This window comes from Gilliamella apicola (assembly GCF_003202915.1).
Classification (GTDB): domain Bacteria; phylum Pseudomonadota; class Gammaproteobacteria; order Enterobacterales; family Orbaceae; genus Gilliamella; species Gilliamella apicola_Q.
Genome location: NZ_QGLP01000005.1, coordinates 266,413 through 284,809, shown reverse-complemented (window position 1 = coordinate 284,809; position 18,397 = coordinate 266,413). Strand labels below are relative to the sequence as shown.

Sequence of the window (18,397 nt, the reverse complement as noted above, 5' to 3'; positions counted from 1 at the left end):
ATTTCACGATTATAACGTAATTATATGGCTGTTTTCTATAACTGTTTAATCCTGTATCATAAGTATCTTATATCCTACGTGTTAAACTTGATTAAAACTTCAGGTACCTTATTACTATTATGTCAAAAATATTTCGTCCATTAGTGTTTTATATAGGTTTTCGCTATGTATACGGGCAAAAAAACGATGGTTTTGGTCGCTTTGTATCATGGCTATCAATGATTGGGATCATGTTAGGCTCCATCGGCTTAATCGTGGTATTGTCGGTAATGAATGGGCTGGAAGATCAGATGCAAAATAGTATCTTAAAATTTTTTCCGCAAGCGCAAGTAACCTCGAAAACAGGTAAAATCGATTCTACGCTAATTAATTCGTCACAATTTAAAAATCTTCCCGGTGTAGAGCGAATAACGCCGATTATTACCAGTGATGTGGTGTTACAAAGTCAACAAAGTATTACTGTTAGTACCTTGATGGGGATCACTGCCGCAGATCACGATCCGATTGAGGATTTTGTGTACACCGGTTCGCTCAATACTTTGCAAGCCGGTAGTTATAATGTGATTTTAGGGCACACGTTAGCCGATCAATTAGGCGTAATAGTTGGTGATAAGATTCGTTTGATGGTGACCGATGCCAGTCAAATTACACCAGTAGGGCGTATTCCTTCACAACGTTTATTTACCGTAAGTGGATTGTTTTCAGTTAATCATGATATCAATCAAGCGTTAATCTATGTCAATCAAACTGATGCTAAAAATTTGTTGCGTTATCCAACTAATAATATTAGTGGCTGGCGTCTATTTTTAACGCATCCACTTGAAATCTCATCAGTAACCAAAACGCCTTTACCTGAAGGTTTGGTATTTACCGATTGGCGAGCCAAACGTGGTGAGTTGTTCCAAGCAATTAAGATGGAAAAAAACGTGATGGGATTATTGATTAGTTTGATCGTGATTGTTGCGGCTTTTAATATTATCACTTCACTTAGCTTATTAGTTATGGAAAAACAAGGCGAAGTAGCCATTTTAAAAACGCAAGGTTTGTCACGTTTTAAGATTATGTTGATTTTTATTATACAAGGTGCCAGTTCTGGCGTTATTGGTACCTTACTAGGCAGTGCCATAGGGTTGTTAATTGCCTCATATCTCAATGAATTGATGTCGGTTCTTGGGTTATCCTTTGCAGGTATTGAATTACCTAGTTTGGTTAATCCTTCACAAATTGTATTTATTATTTTCGGATTACTTATGTTATCGTTAATTTCAACTATTTATCCTGCATATCGTGCAGCCAATATCCAACCAGCCGAGGCTTTACGTTATGAATAATTCACAGCCACTTCTATCTGCTAAAAATCTAAATAAAACCTATAAAGAAGGTAAAATGGTGACTGAGGTATTGAAAGATGTATCGTTTGATATTTATCCTAAATCTCTGCTGGCTATCATTGGTAGTTCAGGTTCTGGTAAAAGTACCTTATTGCATCTGTTAGGTGGGTTAGATCAACCGACTTCCGGTGAAATTATGTTCAAATCCCAACAACTTAATCGCTTATCAGAGCAAGAAAAAGCACGTTTACGTAATCAAGAAATTGGTTTTGTTTATCAATTCCACCATCTATTACCTGAATTTACTGCTCTTGAAAATGTAGCAATGCCTTTATTGATCGGAGGTGTTTCACCAAGTGAAGCTAAAAAACGTGCTATGGTGATGTTAGAGTCGGTGAATTTAGTTAAACGCGCTAATCATCGTCCAGCTGAATTATCCGGCGGTGAGCGGCAACGCGTCGCTATTGGCCGAGCTTTGATTAATAATCCAGCTCTAGTCATGGCTGATGAGCCCACGGGTAATTTAGATAAATCAAGTGCAGATGCAATTTTTGATTTATTGGTGAAACTTAATCGTGAGCACGGTACGGCATTTTTAGTGGTAACACATGATCTGGCTTTAGCAAATAAACTCGATCAACAATTGATTATGAGTGATGGTCAGTTATCCTACCGTAATTTGGCGAATTAAAGGTAAATGGATAACTAACTATGAATTTATCATTAATCACCGCTATAAAATTCCGTAAAGGGCGCCGTAAAAGTGGTATGGTTTCCTTGATATCCATTATTTCAACCTTAAGTATCGCTATTGGTATTGCCGCACTGATCATTGGCTTAAGTGCAATGAATGGTTTTGAACGAGAACTAAATGATCGTGTTTTATCGGTGGTGCCTCATGGGCAAATTTATTCTTACACTGGCAATTTGGAAAATTGGCAACATGTTCAAAGCGAACTTCAAGAGAATAACCATATTTTATCCGCTGTGCCTTTTGTTAGTTTTGCCGGTTTGATTGAAAACGCTAGCAAACTTGGTGCGGTTGAAGTGCAAGGACTCGATCCTGAGCAAGAAACCAAGATCAGCTTATTACCAAATTATGTACTTAATAATAGATGGCAAGATTTTAAAGCTGATAATCAGCAGATCATTTTAGGAGCAGGTTTGGCTAAATTACTTGCTGTGGAAGAAGGGCAGTGGGTTACTTTATTGATTCCAGTTTCCAACAATCCAGAACAACTTAAACCACCTCGTCGGGTTCGTTTGCAAGTACATGGCATTTTAGATTTAAGTGGTACGTTAAGTAATAATGTTGCGTTACTACCCTTAACAGATTCACAAAAATTGTTAAATATTGGTGACAGCGTCACTGGGTTGATGATTAATGTGAATAACGTCTATCAAGCTAATGACATTATCGGTCAGGCCACATTAAATCTGGAAGAAAATCTCAATTTCAACAGTTGGGAACATACTTTTGGTTTTATGTACCGTGACATTCAGATGATTCGACAAATTATGTATTTAGCTATGATTGTAGTGATTGGTGTAGCTTGTTTTAATATTGTATCGATGCTGGTTATTGCGGTTAAAGATAAACAACGTGATATTGCTATCCTTAAAACCCTTGGTGCTACCAATAATCTTATAAAACGTATCTTTATCTGGTATGGTGTGATATCTGGTTTAATTGGTAGTGTGATTGGTGTGGTGTTAGGTGTTATTGTTGCCTGGCAACTTTCAAATATAATGGGCATTGTTGAATCGATGATGGGGCATAAAATCTTGAACAGCAATATCTATTTTGTTGATTTTTTACCATCCGAAATTCATCTATTTGATGTTGTTATTGTGTTTATTACCGCAATGTTACTAAGTTTGCTTGCTAGCTATTATCCCGCTCGCAGAGCTTGTAAAATTGATCCGGCTCGAGTTTTAAGTAGTTATTAATTGAACCACGATAATTAAAAAGGCGCAAAGTTGATTTGCGCCTTTATTGGTTAATAATGAAAGCCACCATCCATTTGATAATATTTGTATAGTAGATATAACAGCAAACATGAAATAGCAAATAGCAGCAAAATTAACTTAGTATAGATTTGACATTGGTAGCGGAATTTTTTCAGGCAAATAGTGACTAATCCTCCCAAAATAAACCCGCTAACTGCACCTCCTATATGAGCCATGTTGTCGATAGAAGGCAGCAAACCTAATCCCGCTGTTAGTATTAAACTGACTACAATTGATTTGATAGGCATCTCTTGCAGATCTGTACGATTAATCAATGAATAGGCAAGTAATGCTGTAATAATCCCTAAGATAGCGCCTGACGCGCCGCAGCTAACAACACTATGATGCAGGGTCGAAATATCACTAGCTAAGCTACCAAACAGGCCAGACAATAAGTAGATTCCAATAAAAGCAAATGACGGAATTAATCGTTCTAAAATAATCCCCACGCTCCATAGCGCCAGCATATTCATTGCTAGATGGATTAATCCTTCATGCACAAAAATATTGGTCAGTAAGCGCCAATATTCTCCGGAAAAGGTGAGTAGTGAAACATCTGCGCCCCAGTCAATAAGAAAGTCCATTTTTGTATGGTTCAGAAAAGCTCGTGAATCAAGGAGATGTGAAATTACAAACCAGGCAACATTTAACAGAACTAAAATACTGGTAATTTTGGCTTGTTGAAATAAATATCGGAAATTTTTGAAATAGCTCATGTACTGAGTCTTCCTTTTGAAAAACACAAATAGAATTAAGATAGATGACAGAGTTAATCTAAACGTTTGCCTAAAATAACTAAATCACGTTTAACGCCATCAAGTTCAGCAACTTTTGGCAGTAATGCCCATTGCTTGTAATTCATTTTTTCGAATAGATTTAAGCTAGCAATATTATGCCCAAAAATATAGCTGAGTATGGCTTCAATACCAGCTTGTTTAGCAAATGATTCCATCTTAGCCACTGTGATTTGACCGATTTTTTGGCCTCGAAAATCTTGATGAATATATAGGCTTATTTCAACTGTTTTATCGTAAGCTGGACGACCATAAAAAGATGACAAACTAACCCAGCCACAAGGTTGATCGTGATATTTGATTAACCAAAGCGGACGCTTCTGCGGATTATGCTGTTCAAACCATGCAAAACGACTTTCGACTGAAACCGGCTGCAAGTCTGCCGTTACCTGACGACTGGCAATAGTCGAATTATAAACCTCCACGATAAATGGTAAATCATCTAAGGTCGCATCTGTATAGGTAATCATAACGGTAAAAAAGATAGTGGTTAATTGGCTTTCATTGTAATGATTTTACCACTGGCAAGCAATATTTGTTAAAGACGATTTGATAACCTAAAAGCACATAATCACTGCAATAATTGTTCCCCAAAAAACATTTCTTAATATTTTTTGTTCAATCATTTAAATAAATAATCTGTCTAAAAAAGTATAGGAATTTAGTTTTTCAGATTTAATTGTAATTTTTATGCTTTAGTTTTGATGGAAATAATTAATTATTGCCTGGTTAATCGCCGTCATTTTTAAGTTTTTACGCCATATAAGATAGATATTTATTTTTAATTTTTTATCTTGATTACTGATCAATTTTTTATAGGTCACGCCATCGACTTTTGCTTGTGCCATAGATTGTGGTAAAAGCATCATTGCTTTCCCTAATGCAACTTCGAGTAGCATCGATAAATTATCCGCGAGTTCAGTACGACGTTGTAATGGATGGTTTAAGCTATTAAAAACCTGTTCACATTGGTCGTAAAAAAGTGGATTTGAGTGTTGTTTAAACCAAAATAGTGGTAAATCAAGTACATCATTTAGGTTTACTTTGTCTTGTTTGCTGCATGGATGATTAACGGGTAAAACCAAGGTTAATGGTTCTTGATAGATTAGCAGTGAGTTTTCAGTAAAATCTCTGGCGTCAGAAACAATTGCAAAATCGATATTGCCTTTTTGTAATTCAAGCTGCAACTCTTTAGATGTGTAGTTGTGCTTATATATTTCAGTTTCATCAGCAAACTCCGTTAAAAACGTCTTGAAATAAGGAATATAGTCAAAGCTTAAAGTTTTAGTTGTGCCTATAAGCACTTTTTCTTCATTGTTGGTTGATTTAACTATAGAACAAAGATCATTTAATAGTTGTTTTGCTTTTAGTTTTAATATTTCACCTTCGTTGGTTAATACAATGTTATGCGTATTTCTTAAAAATAGCGGGCTTTGCAGGGTTTCTTCCAAATTTTTAATTTGCGTTGAAAGAGGAGGTTGGCTAATACCCAGTTTTCTAGCTGCAGCAGTAAAACTAAGCTCGTCACAAACAGCAACAAAATATTGTAATTGCTTAATTGTTGGTAATCTTTTGCTATAGATATCCATAATTTTTACTGTCCCTAATCGGCTTTTAGGCTGAGGTGTAGCCGCTTTGTAATTTATAAACTGCAATGATTATTCGGATATTATGAATTAGATTGTTATCTTTTGCATTGGTTTATCATGTTTTTTCTGCAATACGATTTTCGTATAACAAAATATGTATTTCTAAATAAGCGTTTTATTAGTTAATCTCTTAGCAAATTAATCAATCAATACTCTTCAAGCAATGTCTAAAGAAGATTTTATACAGATCAAATCGAGTCTCATCTTATCAGCGCTATTAATCGAATTACTAGTCGGCTCGGTTTATATCAGCCAACTTATCTTTCAAGAAATATCACAAAGTTATCATATTGATATTTTAGCAGCCAGAAATGTGTTTAGTTTATCTTGCTTTTTTTATGCTATTTCGTTTTTTATTTATGGTCCGCTATCAGATAAAGTCTCAACAAAATTATTAGTTCTACTTGGTAGTATTGGGGCGGTTTGTTGTCTATTTTTGTCGGTGATTATTGATAATTTTAATTTATATTTAGTCATTATGTCATTAATCGGCTTTTTTGCCGCAGCTGTTCCTGCAGCATTGTTTGCTTATACGGCTAAAAATACCCCGAATCATAAATTATCCCAAGCAATGGGAATTATGATTTCAGCTTCGATTGTTGGCATTATTTTTAGTCGCAGTGTGGTCGCGATGTTGACCGATTTTTGGTCTTGGCAAGTTGCATTTACCATTTATGCCGGTTTGATAATTGTAACCTGTCTCTTTGTTCCTTTCGGTATAAAGCAATCAGCAAATCCAAATTCAACTACCAGTGTACTTGGCACTTATTTGGCTGCGATTAAATTATTATTCGATAAAATAGTCGTTATTTTTTTAGTAGTCGGATTTTTATTATTTTTTGTTTATTTGGGCTTATCTTCTTTACTCACTTTTTATTTAAAGGGCGCGCCTTTTCACCTTTCTTCAACCGTATTAGGATGGCTTAACTTTGCTGGTCTTAGTGCGGTAATTGGCAGCATAATTAGCGGAAAGTTATCGCAAATTGTTAATGAAAAATACCTTTTGCTTATTTGCTTGCTTGCGGTATTTATCTCAGTTGTCACGATCGGATTTAGCTCATCTTTGTCTGTTATTGTAATAGGAATTTTTTGCCTGTTTCTATTTGTCTTTGCTATTCAACCATTAGTTATTGCCATGCTAAATAAAATTGTGCCAATTAATTCTCGAGGTGCGATTTCATCTTTATATTTACTCGCTTGTCTGGCAGGCGGCAGTATTGGCACATATTTACTCGGTATCGTTTATCAAAATAATGATTGGAGTGAGGCAATAAGTGTTTGTGTTTTTTTTGCAGTAGTTAATCTAATCCTAACTTTATTTGGTATTCAACTTGTTAAAAACAAAGGAAAATATTGACTAAAGTTAATTATTTATAAGTAAGGAGAATTAAAAATGAAAAAAAGTCTATTTCGTCTATCGATATTTATATTTTGCTGTTTTTATGGAGCATTTTGTATGGCAGATTTAACCAAGATTTCCTCGAGTTTTAGTGCACCAACCGGTATAGCATTTGATAGTAAGGGAGTAATGTATGTAACCAATTGGTCAGGTAATTCAATCACCAAAGTCAAATCTAATGGTGACAAAGAGACTTTTTATTCAGGGATATCTTCACCAGCTGGCATCGTTATTGATGCAGAAGATAATGTGTATGTCTCATCATATGGTGATGATTATATTTTAAAAATCAACAGTAATGGTAAAGCAGAAAAAATATCTGATGGTTATCATACACCTACTGGTATTGCTTTTTCTAATCAAGGTCAATTACTCATTACCAATCGCTCAACTGGTGAAATAGTTTCTCTTGATCTTAAAACCAAACAAAAAAGTATTATTGCTCGTGGATTAACTACACCAGTTGGTGTTACTCAATTAGCTGATAATAGTGTCGTTGTTTCGCAATATAGTGGTCGTTTAACTATGGTTAGCCCAAATGGTGATAAGACAGAATTAGGTGCAGAATTTACTCGTCCTGGTGTTGGTATTACTTTAGTTACTCCAGATGTCGTAGCGGTTATTGACAATGGTGCTGGAATGGTGAGAAGCGTTGATGTTAAAACTAAAAAGGTAACAAACTTAGTTAATAATTTATCTGGTGCGGTCGCATTAACTTATCACAATAACCATTATTATATTGGAACATGGGGTGACGGAAGTGTCTATGAGTTTAATCAAAATTAAACTCCGATAGCTCCATTAATTCGCTTTATTGATTATTGAGTGGATTACTTAAAAAATACTGAGGAATAGGGATTTTTAAGATTTAAAATTTAACTCACTTATTAAAGTCATTTACATTATCTAGCATAATGAATAATTTACAATAGTTCATTATTTTGTATAATGCAACTGCTAAACAGAATTAAAATACTATTTAGGAATGTAAATGAAACAAAGAATTAAAGAGCCTTATTATGCTTTTAATCCTAATAAGGCTCATTTTTTATTTGAACGTACTATTACATTTGAATCTCAAGCTGCGCTTTTTGCAAAAATTCCTCGTATTATCCATCATCTCTATTTCCCGAGAAAATTATTTATGCTATTTATTGGCTTGATTTTTGTCTATGTGGTGATGATTTTTCTGTATGCTATCCCCATAGCTGCAACCAATTTTGCCAGAGGATTTCTGGGAATTATTCCTCTGATTGAAGCTGGGATTATAATTTATTTTATACAGTTTTATCTCTATCTCTATCTTGAGATCCGCTTAATTAAGAATATCTATAAAAAAGTGAAGTGGCCAGCAGAGTGTTATTGTGCCTTTTTTGAGGAAGGTATTTATATAAAATCGCCCGGTATGGATGGTATTTTTTATTGGGATGATTTTATGTGTATGGGCTGTAGTTCTCAAGCATTGGGTTTTAACTTTTGTCCTGCTCGTACGCCAAAAGGGAAGTTTTTTAAACAATATTATCCTCGTTTAGATAATTTTTATATTTTTATTGATGGTGACGAGGAAATTTTATCGTTAATGCATGCTATTGATCAACAATATAAAGATCTTATAGCATTTAGGTAATCAATTATAATCCATTATAATTTAACCAATTCACATAGTGATTAAATGGTAATCTAAACTATTCAAGCTAAATAGATTACCATTGCTATAATCTTGGGTTTTGAAATTTTTATAAAATCATTAAATAAATTACTAATTCTTCTTCTAAATAACCAATATTTTTCGTAATAATTTACAATATAAGTATCATGAAGATAAAATGAACAACAATGATTGTTCTTATTATTTGTTAATTATTAAAGAAATTCAAATCATTAAGATTTCGGCGTATTTTATTAATAAAATATATCTTTTTATATTGGGATGAAATAAAAGGAATTTTTCAAAATGGCAATAGTAAAATTTATTAAAAGTAAATTATTTGTTGGATTATGTTTATTGATTGTACTCACACCAACTGCGTTTTCTAAGTCCCTAAGCAATTCATTACCATATGGATGGTCAAAAATAAAAGATATGTCCAATATTAAAGCTATAAATAAAAAATGTGAGTTTGATCATTCGGCTGATTATACAAATTCAGATATAGAAATTTTTCAAAAAAACTGCCCTTTAGAATCTATTTCTGACTATGACATACCTGAAAATATAAAAAAAGAACATTCTATATTAGGTAAAAAAATATATCTTTATCAGTCAGATAAATTTTCCCTTTTTTTAGAAGAAAAACCTATAACAGATCCTGATATTGATCCATATTTTAATAGTCCTACAACTATTTTATTTCTTGAAAAAGATGACCAAATTGTCGATGAATTAACGGTTAGTTGGCATTTTACTGGTGAATTTGGTTTTACAAATGAACTGAGCTACTATATTGATAAAAAATTTAATATTTTTATTATAAATCACGGCGTTACTGAGGATGGTGATTGGTTGAAATTATGGGCACATTACAAAATAGATCCCCAAAAAATTAAATTTGACGCAATAACGGTTAAAACAAAAAGAGAACAAATAGACTTCCCCGATAATTTGACTGTTTTTGCTAATCCAGATTACGATAAAAATTTAGGTCAACTGTGTTTAGAAGAAGAATTAAATACTGAGTGTAGTGAACCAAATACTTATATAGATTATTTTAATGAAGCAAAACAAAACACTGCGTTGTTGGTCAAAAGATCCAAAGCTCCCAAAAATGCTTTTTCATTATTTAAGAAAAAGCTAGATCAAAGATGTATAACAATGCCTAGATTTAATAATAATGAAGAAGGTGTTTTACCATACTTTAAATATCTTTATTTATGCGAAGTGAACGGACTTAAACAAGAACTAATTCGAATTGAAAAAGAGTTGGCTAAAAAATAAAAAAGATATTTATATTAATAATAGTGAAGGATTTTTTACTTAAAATCGATTTTTATAATTTCATCAGGAAATATATTTAACTTGTGAAAACATCAGCATTTTTATGCTGCTTTTGTAGATATATACAAATGTGGGATCTATTATAAAATTTAAAAATTCGCGATAAATCTAAAGAAATAATTGCTGACACTTATCGATAACTCATTTTAAAGTATTTATAAATGTTAAAAATAATTAAAAAACTAGTCATTTACATTATCTAACCCAATAAGTATCATGAAGAAAAATTGAACAACAATGATTGTTCTTATTATTTGTTAATTATTAAAGAAATTCAAATCATTAAGATTTCGGCGTATTTTATTAATAAAATATATCTTTTTATAGTGTTATGAAATATATGGAATTTTTTAAAATGGCAATAATAAAATTTATTAAAAGTAAATTATTTGTTGGATTATATTTATTGATTGTACTCATGCCAACTGCGTTTTCTAAGTCAGTAAGCTATTCATTACCATATGGATGGTCAAAAATAAAAGATATGTCTAATATTAAAGCAATAAATAAATATTGTGAATATGATTTTTTTGCTGATCATACAAAACGAGAAAAAAGATATTTTGAAAAAAACTGTCCTTTTGAATCTTCATCTGATATTGCAGAACCTAAAGAAATACAAGAAGACTATTCACAAGTTGAAAGAAGATACCTTTATCAATCAGATAATTTTTCTCTTTTTTTAAAGGAAAAACCTATAACAGACCCAGATATTGATCCATATTTTAATAGCCCTACAACTATTTTATTTCTTGAAAAAGAAGGGCAAATTGTTGATGAGTTAACAATTCGTTGGCACCATACTCATGATTTTGGCTTTACCGATGAACTGAGTTACTTTATTGATAAACAATTTAACATTTGGTTAATAAATCATGGCGTTACCGAGGAAGGTTATTGGTTGAGTTTATGGGCACATTATAAAATAGACCCCCAAAAATTGAAATTTGAGGCAATAACAGTTAAAACAAGTGGGGAACAAATAAACTTTCCTGATAATTTGGTTGTATTTGCCAATGCTGATTACGATAAAAATTCTGTTCAACAGTGTTTAAAAGAAGAATTTAATAATGAGTGTCATGACGGAAATATTTATACCTATTATTTAAATGAAATAAAAAAGAACACCGCGTTGCTGGTCAAAAAATCCCAAGCTCCTAAAAACGCTTTTTCATTATTTAAGAAAAAGTTAGATAGGTCATGTTTAACAATGCCTAGATTTGATTATATTAAAGGAGCTCCCTTCCCATACTTTAATGATCTTTATTCGTGTGAGATAGAAGGACTTAAACAAGAACTAATTCGAATTGAAAAAGAATTGGCTAAAAAATAATAGAAAAAATATATTCATAATAATAAGTGTGAAGCATTTTTTATTTGAAATCAGTTCTTATAATTTGTTCAGGAAATCTATTTAACTTGTGAAAACATCAGCATTTTTGTGCAGCATATTTATGTCGCTTATACAGATATATAAAATGATGGGATCTATTATAAAATTTAAAAATTCGCCAAAAATCTGAGAACTAATCAATAAAAATTTTTCACTAACAGGTAAATCTTTTTTGTGAAAAATTGCGGACACTTATCGATAACTCATTTTGTAGTATTTATAAATGTTAAATTAATTAAGAAACTAGTCATTTACATTATCTAGCCCAATAAGTATCATGAAGAAAAAATGAACAACAATGATTATTATTGTTATTTGTTAATTATTAAAAAAATTCATATCATTAGGATTTCGGCGAATTTTATTAATAAAATATATCTTTTATATTGGGATGAAATAAAAGGAATTTTTCAAAATGGTAATAATAAAATTTATTAAAAGTAAATTATTTGTTGGATTATGTTTATTGATTGTACTCACACCAACTGCATTTTCTAAACCCTCAAACTCATTATTACCATTTGGCTGGTCAGAAATAAAAGATATGTCCAACATTAAAGCTATAAATAAAAAATGTTATTTTGATTATTCGCTTGATTATACAGATTTAGATATTGAAAATTCTATAAAAAACTGCCCTCTAACATCTTCTGATTCTACTTCTGACTCAGATACACCTGAAAATATAGAAAAAGAAGAATCTTTGTCAGAGAAAAAAATATATCTTTATCAATCAGAGCAATTTTCCCTATTTTTAGAAGAATTTTCCCTTAACTTAAGAGGAGAACCTATTTCAGATCCTACTAGTTATGATGCTTATGATAAAATTTCCAGATATATTTTATTTCTGGAGAAAGACAATCAAATCGTTGATCATTTAACTGTTAGTTGGTTCGAAATAGGAGATAGTGGTTTTACAGATGAACTGAGTTTTTATATTGATAAAAAATTTAATATTTTTATTATAAATCACGGCGTTACTGACCTAGGTGATTGGTTGGGGTTATGGGCGCATTATAAAATAGACCTCAAAAATTTGAAATTTGAGGCAATAAAGGTTAAAACAGAAAGTGAACAAATGAATTTTCCTGATAATTTGGTTGTATTTGCCAATGCTGATTACGATAAAAATTCTGTTCAACAGTGTTTAAAAGAAGAATTTAATACTGAGTGTAATAACCAAAATACCTATAAATATTATTTTAATGAAGTAAAAAAGAACACAACATTGCTGGTCAAAAAATCCCAAGCTCCTAAAAACGCTTTTTCATTATTTAAGAAAAAGTTAGATAGGTCATGTTTAACAATGCCTAGATTTGATTATATTAAAGGCGGTCCCTTCCCATACTTTAATGATCTTTATTCGTGTGAGATAGAAGGGCTTAAACAAGAACTAATTCGAATTGAAAAAGAATTGGCTAAAAAATAATAGAAAAAATATATTCATAATAATAAGTGTGAAGCATTTTTCCTTAAAATCAGTTCTTATAATTTGATCAGGAAATCTATTTAACTTGTGAAAACATCAGCATTTTTGTGGCAGCATATTTATGTCGCTTTTGCAGATATATAAAATGATGGGATGTATTATAAAATTTCAAAATTTGCCAAAAATCAGAGAACTAATCAATAAAAATTTTTCACTAGCAGATAAATCTTTTTTGTGAAAAATTGCGGACACTTATCGATAACTCATTTTATAGTATTTATAAATATTAAAACTAATTAATAAATTAGTTTTAATATTTTGTATTTTTGTTTTGTCGCAATGGTGATTTCGCATAATTATAAAACTCGTCATAATAGATTAGACAATTCCAATTTGCTTCAATGGCGATTAAGTTTGCTTGATTATTCATTTGATTCTTTAACTGATTTTAAATATAGAAAAACCGTTTATAAAAGTTTGAATAAAACGGATATTAAAAATAAATATTAAAAATGAAGGTAAAAGTAAAAACAGTAGTACTTGATTGTAACAAACTGTTTTATCAATAAAATAGTTACTTTACATTTTACCGATTTTTGGTTTCTTTTATTATTTTGACGTTTTTAAATTTCAATCACCACTCTTCCGCGGGTGATATCGCTAATACTCTTTTTAAGGGTTGGTAAATTGTCTTGTGTGATAGCAATAGTCGCTTTGACACCTTCAGCATCAAAATCTTGCTGTTCAATAATTGCATTGAGATCTTTCAAACGGTTTTCTATAATTGGCCATTCATTATAATAACAGTGAAATTGTAATGATATTCTGGCAATAAGCTCGATCAATTCTGCTTGTTGTAAGCAGTGGCTAGCTGAACCCCCATAGGCGCGGATTAATCCGCCAGTACCTAATTTGATACCACCAAAGTAGCGGGTGACTACCACCACCACCTGATCACAATCTTGACCTTCAATAGCAGATAGAATAGGGCGGCCAGCGGTGCTGGTTGGTTCACCATCATCGTTGAAACGATATTGTTGACCGATTTTCCATGCCCAACAGTTATGAGTGGCATTAGGGTCACTGATATTATCGATAAATTCAGCAGCTTGTTGGGCATTAATAATGGGTGCCGCGTTGACGATAAAGCGGCTTTTTTTTATCTCTTCGGTTAATTGGCTAGGATTTGCTAATGTATAAGGCATACTTATTCTGGTAAAATCGTTTTATTGCAACTCATAATACTGAGCAAAATTGAAATGTCTATTAATTTAGCACAATTAAAACTTTCACAACAACAATTAGCCGAGCAGGTAAGCTTGGTGGATAATTTTAATCCAACAATAAAACTAATTGGTGGTACAGATGTTGGTTTTGAACAAGATGGTAAGGTAACACGTGCAGCGATAGTGACGTTGACTTATCCTGATTTTGCCGTGGTTGAGTATCATATCGCTCGATTAGAAACTAGTTTTCCTTATATTCCGGGTTATTTGTCTTTTCGTGAATATCCTGCCTTGCTCAATGCATGGCAACAGTTAAAACAAAAGCCCGATTTATTATTGGTTGATGGGCAGGGAGTTGCACATCCAAGACGATTAGGTATCGCTAGCCATCTAGGGCTATTGTTAGATATGCCAACGATTGGCGTAGCAAAAAGCAAGTTATGTGGGCAGTATGAAGTGCAACCTAAACTTGCTGGAAAGGTAACGCCTTTACTCGATAAACAAGAGCAGATAGGTTGGGTATTGCAGAGTAAAAATAACTGTAATCCGTTATTTATTTCCGCAGGACACAAAATTAGCCAAACTAGCGCATTACATTGGGTAAAACAATGTTTACGAGGTTATCGATTGCCAGAACCAACTCGCTGGGCGGATGCAATTGCCTCAAATAAACCATTATTTAGAAAGTTTAATCATGCCAAATAATCAATTACCGTTAAAACAAGGTGGATTTACCTTTAAACGTTTTTTTGTTGCTCATGATAAAAGTCCAATGAAGGTGACAACGGATAGTTGTTTGCTAGGAGCATGGACACCCATTAATCTTGATGTACAAAATGTTTTGGATATTGGTACCGGTTGTGGTGTTATTGCCTTGATGCTAGCACAACGTTTAGAGAACCGATTATGTCAAATCGATGCAATCGATATTGATCCCAAAGCGGTAGCTCAATGTCAGCAAAATAGTTTAAATGCCAATTTTCTAACGATTCGGGCATTAAATATCGATGTTAATCAATTTAGAATAGATGACCACAGCTGTTATGATTTGATTGTTTCTAATCCGCCTTATTTTCAATCAGCCGTTGAATGCCGAAACACCGAACGTCAGTTGGCACGTTATACCGAGAGTTTGAATTATCAACAGCTTATAGATGTGGTGAGGCGTTTATTAAAACCAAGTGGACTATTTTGTTTAGTATTACCTTATCATTTTGCTGATCAATTTAAACAATTATGTGAGTTAAATCAGTTATATTTACATTCAGAAATGGTAGTAAAATATACCGCGGATAAAGATTTCTCATTATCGTTGATGGCGTTTTCATTCAATCAAAATGATAATTTTCAATGTCAATCATTATGTATGCGGGATGACGATGGGCGTTATTCTCAACAATTCAAGCAGTGGTTAGCTGATTTTTATTTGTTTCGTAAATAACGTCTTATCATTTTGCTAATCAATTCAAACTATTATGTGAGTTAAATCAGTTATATTTACATTCAGAAATGCTAGTAAAATATACCGCGGATAAAGATTTCTCATTATCGTTGATGGCATTTTCATTCAATCAAAATGATAATTTTCAATGTCAATCATTATGTATGCGGGATGACGATGGGCGTTATTCTCAACAATTCAGGCAGTGGTTAGCTGATTTCTATTTGTTTCGTAAATAACGTCTTATCATTTTGTTGACATAATTCAAATAATTATGTGAGTTAAATCAGTTATATTTACATTCTGAAATGCTAGTAAAATATACGGCGGATAAAGATTTCTCATTATCGTTGATGGCATTTTCATACGATCAAAATGATAATTTTCAACGTTAATCATTAGGTATGCGGGATGACGATAGGCGTTATTCTCAACAATTAAGTCAATGGTTAGCTGATTTTTATTTGTTTCGTAAATAACACCTTTATGCATTATTGCGGAATAATGTAGAAGTAAATTATCGCTATAATAGCAAGTATAACGATAGCAACGGCATAAATTTTGTCATGCAGATAGCTAAAAGAGGAAAGGTGTCGCTGCTTTCTGGCATAAAGGTAGAACAGCAAGCCAACACTATATAAGATCATTGAAAGTAACAAATAAGATACACCACCAGCATAGATCAACCAAAACCCATAAATTGAACCCAATCCACCAATAAACAGTAGATATTTTTTTTGTTGTCTGATGGCTAGTTTAAATACAAACAGTGCCGATAGTAGGTAAGGGATAAGCACCATTGAGGTTGATAATTGAATCAGGGTGTTATAACCCGATTGATAAAAATGCGCCAGAATTATCAGTACACTAATTAAACCGGTAGTTAACCATAATGCATTGGCTGGTGTGCTGTTTTTATTCAGTTTGCCAAAACAACTAGGCACGGTGTGTTGATTACCTTGGCCGGCAAGAAATAGCATTTCAGCCGCTAACATTAACCAAGATAATAAGCCACCACAGACCGAAACAATCAAACCGATATTAATACATTTCGCTCCCCAACTCCCGACTACATGCTCGATCACTAATGCCATTGAAGGGTTTTTCATTTCGGCAAGTTCCTGTTGAGGGACAATACCTAAAGATAGTACCGAAACACAGACTAATAATAGACTGGTAATGGCAAAACCAAAAAAGGTCGCTCGACTTATAGTGATTATGTTTTTAGCACGAGCGGCATAGACGGTTGCACTTTCAATCCCTAAATAGACCCATACGGTGTAAAGCATGGTATTTTTTATTTGGTCAAGGATTGACCCTAATTGTGGTGTCCCCCAAAAGTCCATCTTAAATGTATCCACTTTAAACGCTAACACGACACAAATAATAAATAAACAGATAGGGACAATTTTTGCTAATGTCACTAAACAATTAAGTAAAAAAGCTTGATAGATACCTTTTATAACAAAAAAGTGGATAATCCATAAAAAGATAAGTCCGGCAATGACGGCTGGAATAGTTGTACCATTGCCAAAGAAATCGAAACAGTCAAATGATCCTAAGGCACTAAATAGAATGACTAAATAGCTTGTACATGACATCCAAGCGGAGATCCAATATCCCCAAGCCGCATTAAAACCGATATAATCACCGAATCCTTCACGCACATAACCATATAACCCTTCATTGATTTTGTAAAATCGGATTGAAAGATATTGAAAGATTCGGGTAAGCAAGAACATGCCGAATAAGGTTATCACCCAAGCAATTAAAATTGCCCCAGCACCTGATCCTTCGGCCATATTTTGTGGCAGACTAAAAATGCCACTACCAACAATACTTCCTACCACCAGTAAAGTGAGGGGAAGTATACCAAGCTTTTTTCTTACTGGTGTATTCATATCGTTTTCTTTCTTTTAATGGATTAAATTTTATTTGTTTGGTTAAAATCGCAATGACATACAACTTACACCGCCATCAATTTTACGATATTCCGAAGTATCAACCTCGATCACTTGATAGCCTAGAGCGGCAATTTTTGCTTTAGTTATTGGATAACCAGCTGGCATGATGACGCGTTCATTAACCCAGATACAGTTAGCCGCATAGCTCTCTTCTTCAGGTATTTCAATAATATTGAGATGTTGAAACTCAGGTTTAGTAATAAATTCCCCTGCGGCTAATAGATTATTATGTTCCAAATAGGCAAGGCCAGTTTTTAGGTGTAATACTTTCTCTAAAGTTACTACAGAACCTGATAATCCATATTTTTCTAAGATAGCTACCATTTGTTTAGCACCTTCTTGGTTGGTTCGTGCTGATAAACCAATGTAAAAGTGCTTGTCGACCATCATAATGTCACCAGCTTCGACGGTGCCGGGAGCTTGTATATATTCAACTTTATTCGGATAAAAGCGATTAATTGCCTCAGTAATGAGTGTTGTTTCGGCTCGGCGAGTTTCAGCGCCAGGTCTAGTAATAATGGCACAATGCGGTGTACAAAGCGCAACATCTTCGACAAAAACAGAATCAGGAAATTCTTCACTGGCAGGCAGAATGGTGATATCTACATCACACTGCTGTAAAGCACGGATATAGTTGTTGTGTTGATCTAATGCTTTTTGATAATCCGGTTTACCTAAGTTAGCCGAAGTTAGACCATTAATTAACGATTTTGCAGGTGTTCTTGCAATAATATGGCTAAATTTTTTCATTATTAAGTCCTTTAAA

At 32.9% G+C, this 18,397-nt stretch carries 18 protein-coding genes; 12 read left to right on the top strand and 6 right to left on the bottom strand.

Annotated elements, in window-relative coordinates; genetic code table 11:
- The first annotated feature begins 128 nt into the window (after nt 1-128).
- The 3 genes from lolC to lolE are packed head-to-tail and all read left to right on the top strand — an operon-like array spanning nt 129 to nt 3,281.
- Entirely contained in the window at nt 129-1,331 is a 1,203-nt protein-coding gene (gene lolC, locus DKK79_RS07480; RefSeq protein WP_110424053.1) for a lipoprotein-releasing ABC transporter permease subunit LolC, read from the top strand.
- Nucleotides 1,324-2,022 (top strand): lipoprotein-releasing ABC transporter ATP-binding protein LolD, encoded by a 699-nt coding sequence (gene lolD, locus DKK79_RS07475; protein WP_110423542.1) that lies wholly within the window; start codon nt 1,324-1,326, stop codon nt 2,020-2,022. Before lolC ends, lolD begins: the two co-directional genes overlap by 8 nt.
- A gap of 20 nt (nt 2,023-2,042) precedes the next feature.
- Entirely contained in the window at nt 2,043-3,281 is a 1,239-nt protein-coding gene (gene lolE / locus DKK79_RS07470; RefSeq protein ID WP_110423541.1) for a lipoprotein-releasing ABC transporter permease subunit LolE, read from the top strand.
- A 50-nt stretch (nt 3,282-3,331) separates the two neighbouring features.
- Here the strand turns inward: lolE and DKK79_RS07465 are convergent, their stop codons facing one another.
- From DKK79_RS07465 to DKK79_RS07455, 3 genes are all read right to left on the bottom strand, one after another.
- Entirely contained in the window at nt 3,332-4,057 is a 726-nt protein-coding gene (locus DKK79_RS07465) for a rhomboid family intramembrane serine protease (RefSeq protein WP_110423540.1), read from the bottom strand.
- 53 nt (nt 4,058-4,110) lie between these two features.
- The gene (locus DKK79_RS07460; protein ID WP_110423539.1) at nt 4,111-4,605 is read right to left on the bottom strand and encodes a GNAT family N-acetyltransferase; all 495 of its coding nucleotides are present in this window, start codon (nt 4,603-4,605) and stop codon (nt 4,111-4,113) included.
- 225 nt (nt 4,606-4,830) lie between these two features.
- Nucleotides 4,831-5,724: a LysR family transcriptional regulator gene (locus tag DKK79_RS07455; RefSeq protein WP_110423538.1), complete on the bottom strand. Its 894-nt coding sequence runs from the start codon at nt 5,722-5,724 to the stop codon at nt 4,831-4,833.
- Nucleotides 5,725-5,947: 223 nt separating this feature from the next.
- Here DKK79_RS07455 and DKK79_RS07450 point away from each other — a divergent pair, with 223 nt between their 5' ends.
- From DKK79_RS07450 to DKK79_RS07425, 6 genes are all read left to right on the top strand, one after another.
- Nucleotides 5,948-7,141, top strand: a complete 1,194-nt coding sequence (locus DKK79_RS07450) for an MFS transporter (protein WP_110423537.1) — start codon at nt 5,948-5,950, stop codon at nt 7,139-7,141.
- Between the two features lie 36 nt (nt 7,142-7,177).
- Nucleotides 7,178-7,969 carry a Vgb family protein gene (locus DKK79_RS07445; protein ID WP_146211998.1) on the top strand — a complete coding sequence of 264 codons (792 nt, stop codon included), beginning with the start codon at nt 7,178-7,180 and terminating at the stop codon, nt 7,967-7,969.
- 205 nt (nt 7,970-8,174) lie between these two features.
- Complete coding sequence (locus DKK79_RS07440) at nt 8,175-8,810, top strand: hypothetical protein (RefSeq protein ID WP_110423535.1); 636 nt, start codon at nt 8,175-8,177, stop codon at nt 8,808-8,810.
- Between the two features lie 327 nt (nt 8,811-9,137).
- Complete coding sequence (locus DKK79_RS07435) at nt 9,138-10,118, top strand: hypothetical protein (protein ID WP_110423534.1); 981 nt, start codon at nt 9,138-9,140, stop codon at nt 10,116-10,118.
- A gap of 415 nt (nt 10,119-10,533) precedes the next feature.
- Nucleotides 10,534-11,511 carry a hypothetical protein gene (locus DKK79_RS07430; protein ID WP_110423533.1) on the top strand — a complete coding sequence of 326 codons (978 nt, stop codon included), beginning with the start codon at nt 10,534-10,536 and terminating at the stop codon, nt 11,509-11,511.
- A 475-nt stretch (nt 11,512-11,986) separates the two neighbouring features.
- Nucleotides 11,987-13,000: a hypothetical protein gene (locus DKK79_RS07425; protein WP_110423532.1), complete on the top strand. Its 1,014-nt coding sequence runs from the start codon at nt 11,987-11,989 to the stop codon at nt 12,998-13,000.
- A 623-nt stretch (nt 13,001-13,623) separates the two neighbouring features.
- On the opposite strand, the gene DKK79_RS07420 is transcribed toward DKK79_RS07425, so the two are convergent.
- The gene (locus tag DKK79_RS07420) at nt 13,624-14,205 is read right to left on the bottom strand and encodes an IMPACT family protein (protein ID WP_110423531.1); all 582 of its coding nucleotides are present in this window, start codon (nt 14,203-14,205) and stop codon (nt 13,624-13,626) included.
- Between the two features lie 54 nt (nt 14,206-14,259).
- Here DKK79_RS07420 and nfi point away from each other — a divergent pair, with 54 nt between their 5' ends.
- From nfi to DKK79_RS14490, 3 genes are all read left to right on the top strand, one after another.
- Nucleotides 14,260-14,931 (top strand): deoxyribonuclease V, encoded by a 672-nt coding sequence (gene nfi / locus DKK79_RS07415; RefSeq protein ID WP_110423530.1) that lies wholly within the window; start codon nt 14,260-14,262, stop codon nt 14,929-14,931.
- Nucleotides 14,921-15,667, top strand: coding sequence for a tRNA1(Val) (adenine(37)-N6)-methyltransferase (locus DKK79_RS07410; protein WP_181415262.1), 747 nt, complete (start codon nt 14,921-14,923; stop codon nt 15,665-15,667). The genes nfi and DKK79_RS07410 overlap by 11 nt, the downstream gene beginning before the upstream one ends.
- A gap of 68 nt (nt 15,668-15,735) precedes the next feature.
- A complete protein-coding gene (locus tag DKK79_RS14490; RefSeq protein ID WP_181415261.1) occupies nt 15,736-15,906 on the top strand; it encodes a hypothetical protein in 171 nt (56 codons plus the stop codon).
- 252 nt (nt 15,907-16,158) lie between these two features.
- On the opposite strand, the gene DKK79_RS07400 is transcribed toward DKK79_RS14490, so the two are convergent.
- On the bottom strand, nt 16,159-17,568 hold the full coding sequence (locus DKK79_RS07400) for a basic amino acid/polyamine antiporter (protein WP_110423527.1): 1,410 nt from the start codon (nt 17,566-17,568) through the stop codon (nt 16,159-16,161).
- A 42-nt stretch (nt 17,569-17,610) separates the two neighbouring features.
- Entirely contained in the window at nt 17,611-18,381 is a 771-nt protein-coding gene (gene ddaH / locus DKK79_RS07395; protein ID WP_110423526.1) for a dimethylargininase, read from the bottom strand.
- Between the last annotated feature and the right edge of the window lie 16 nt (nt 18,382-18,397).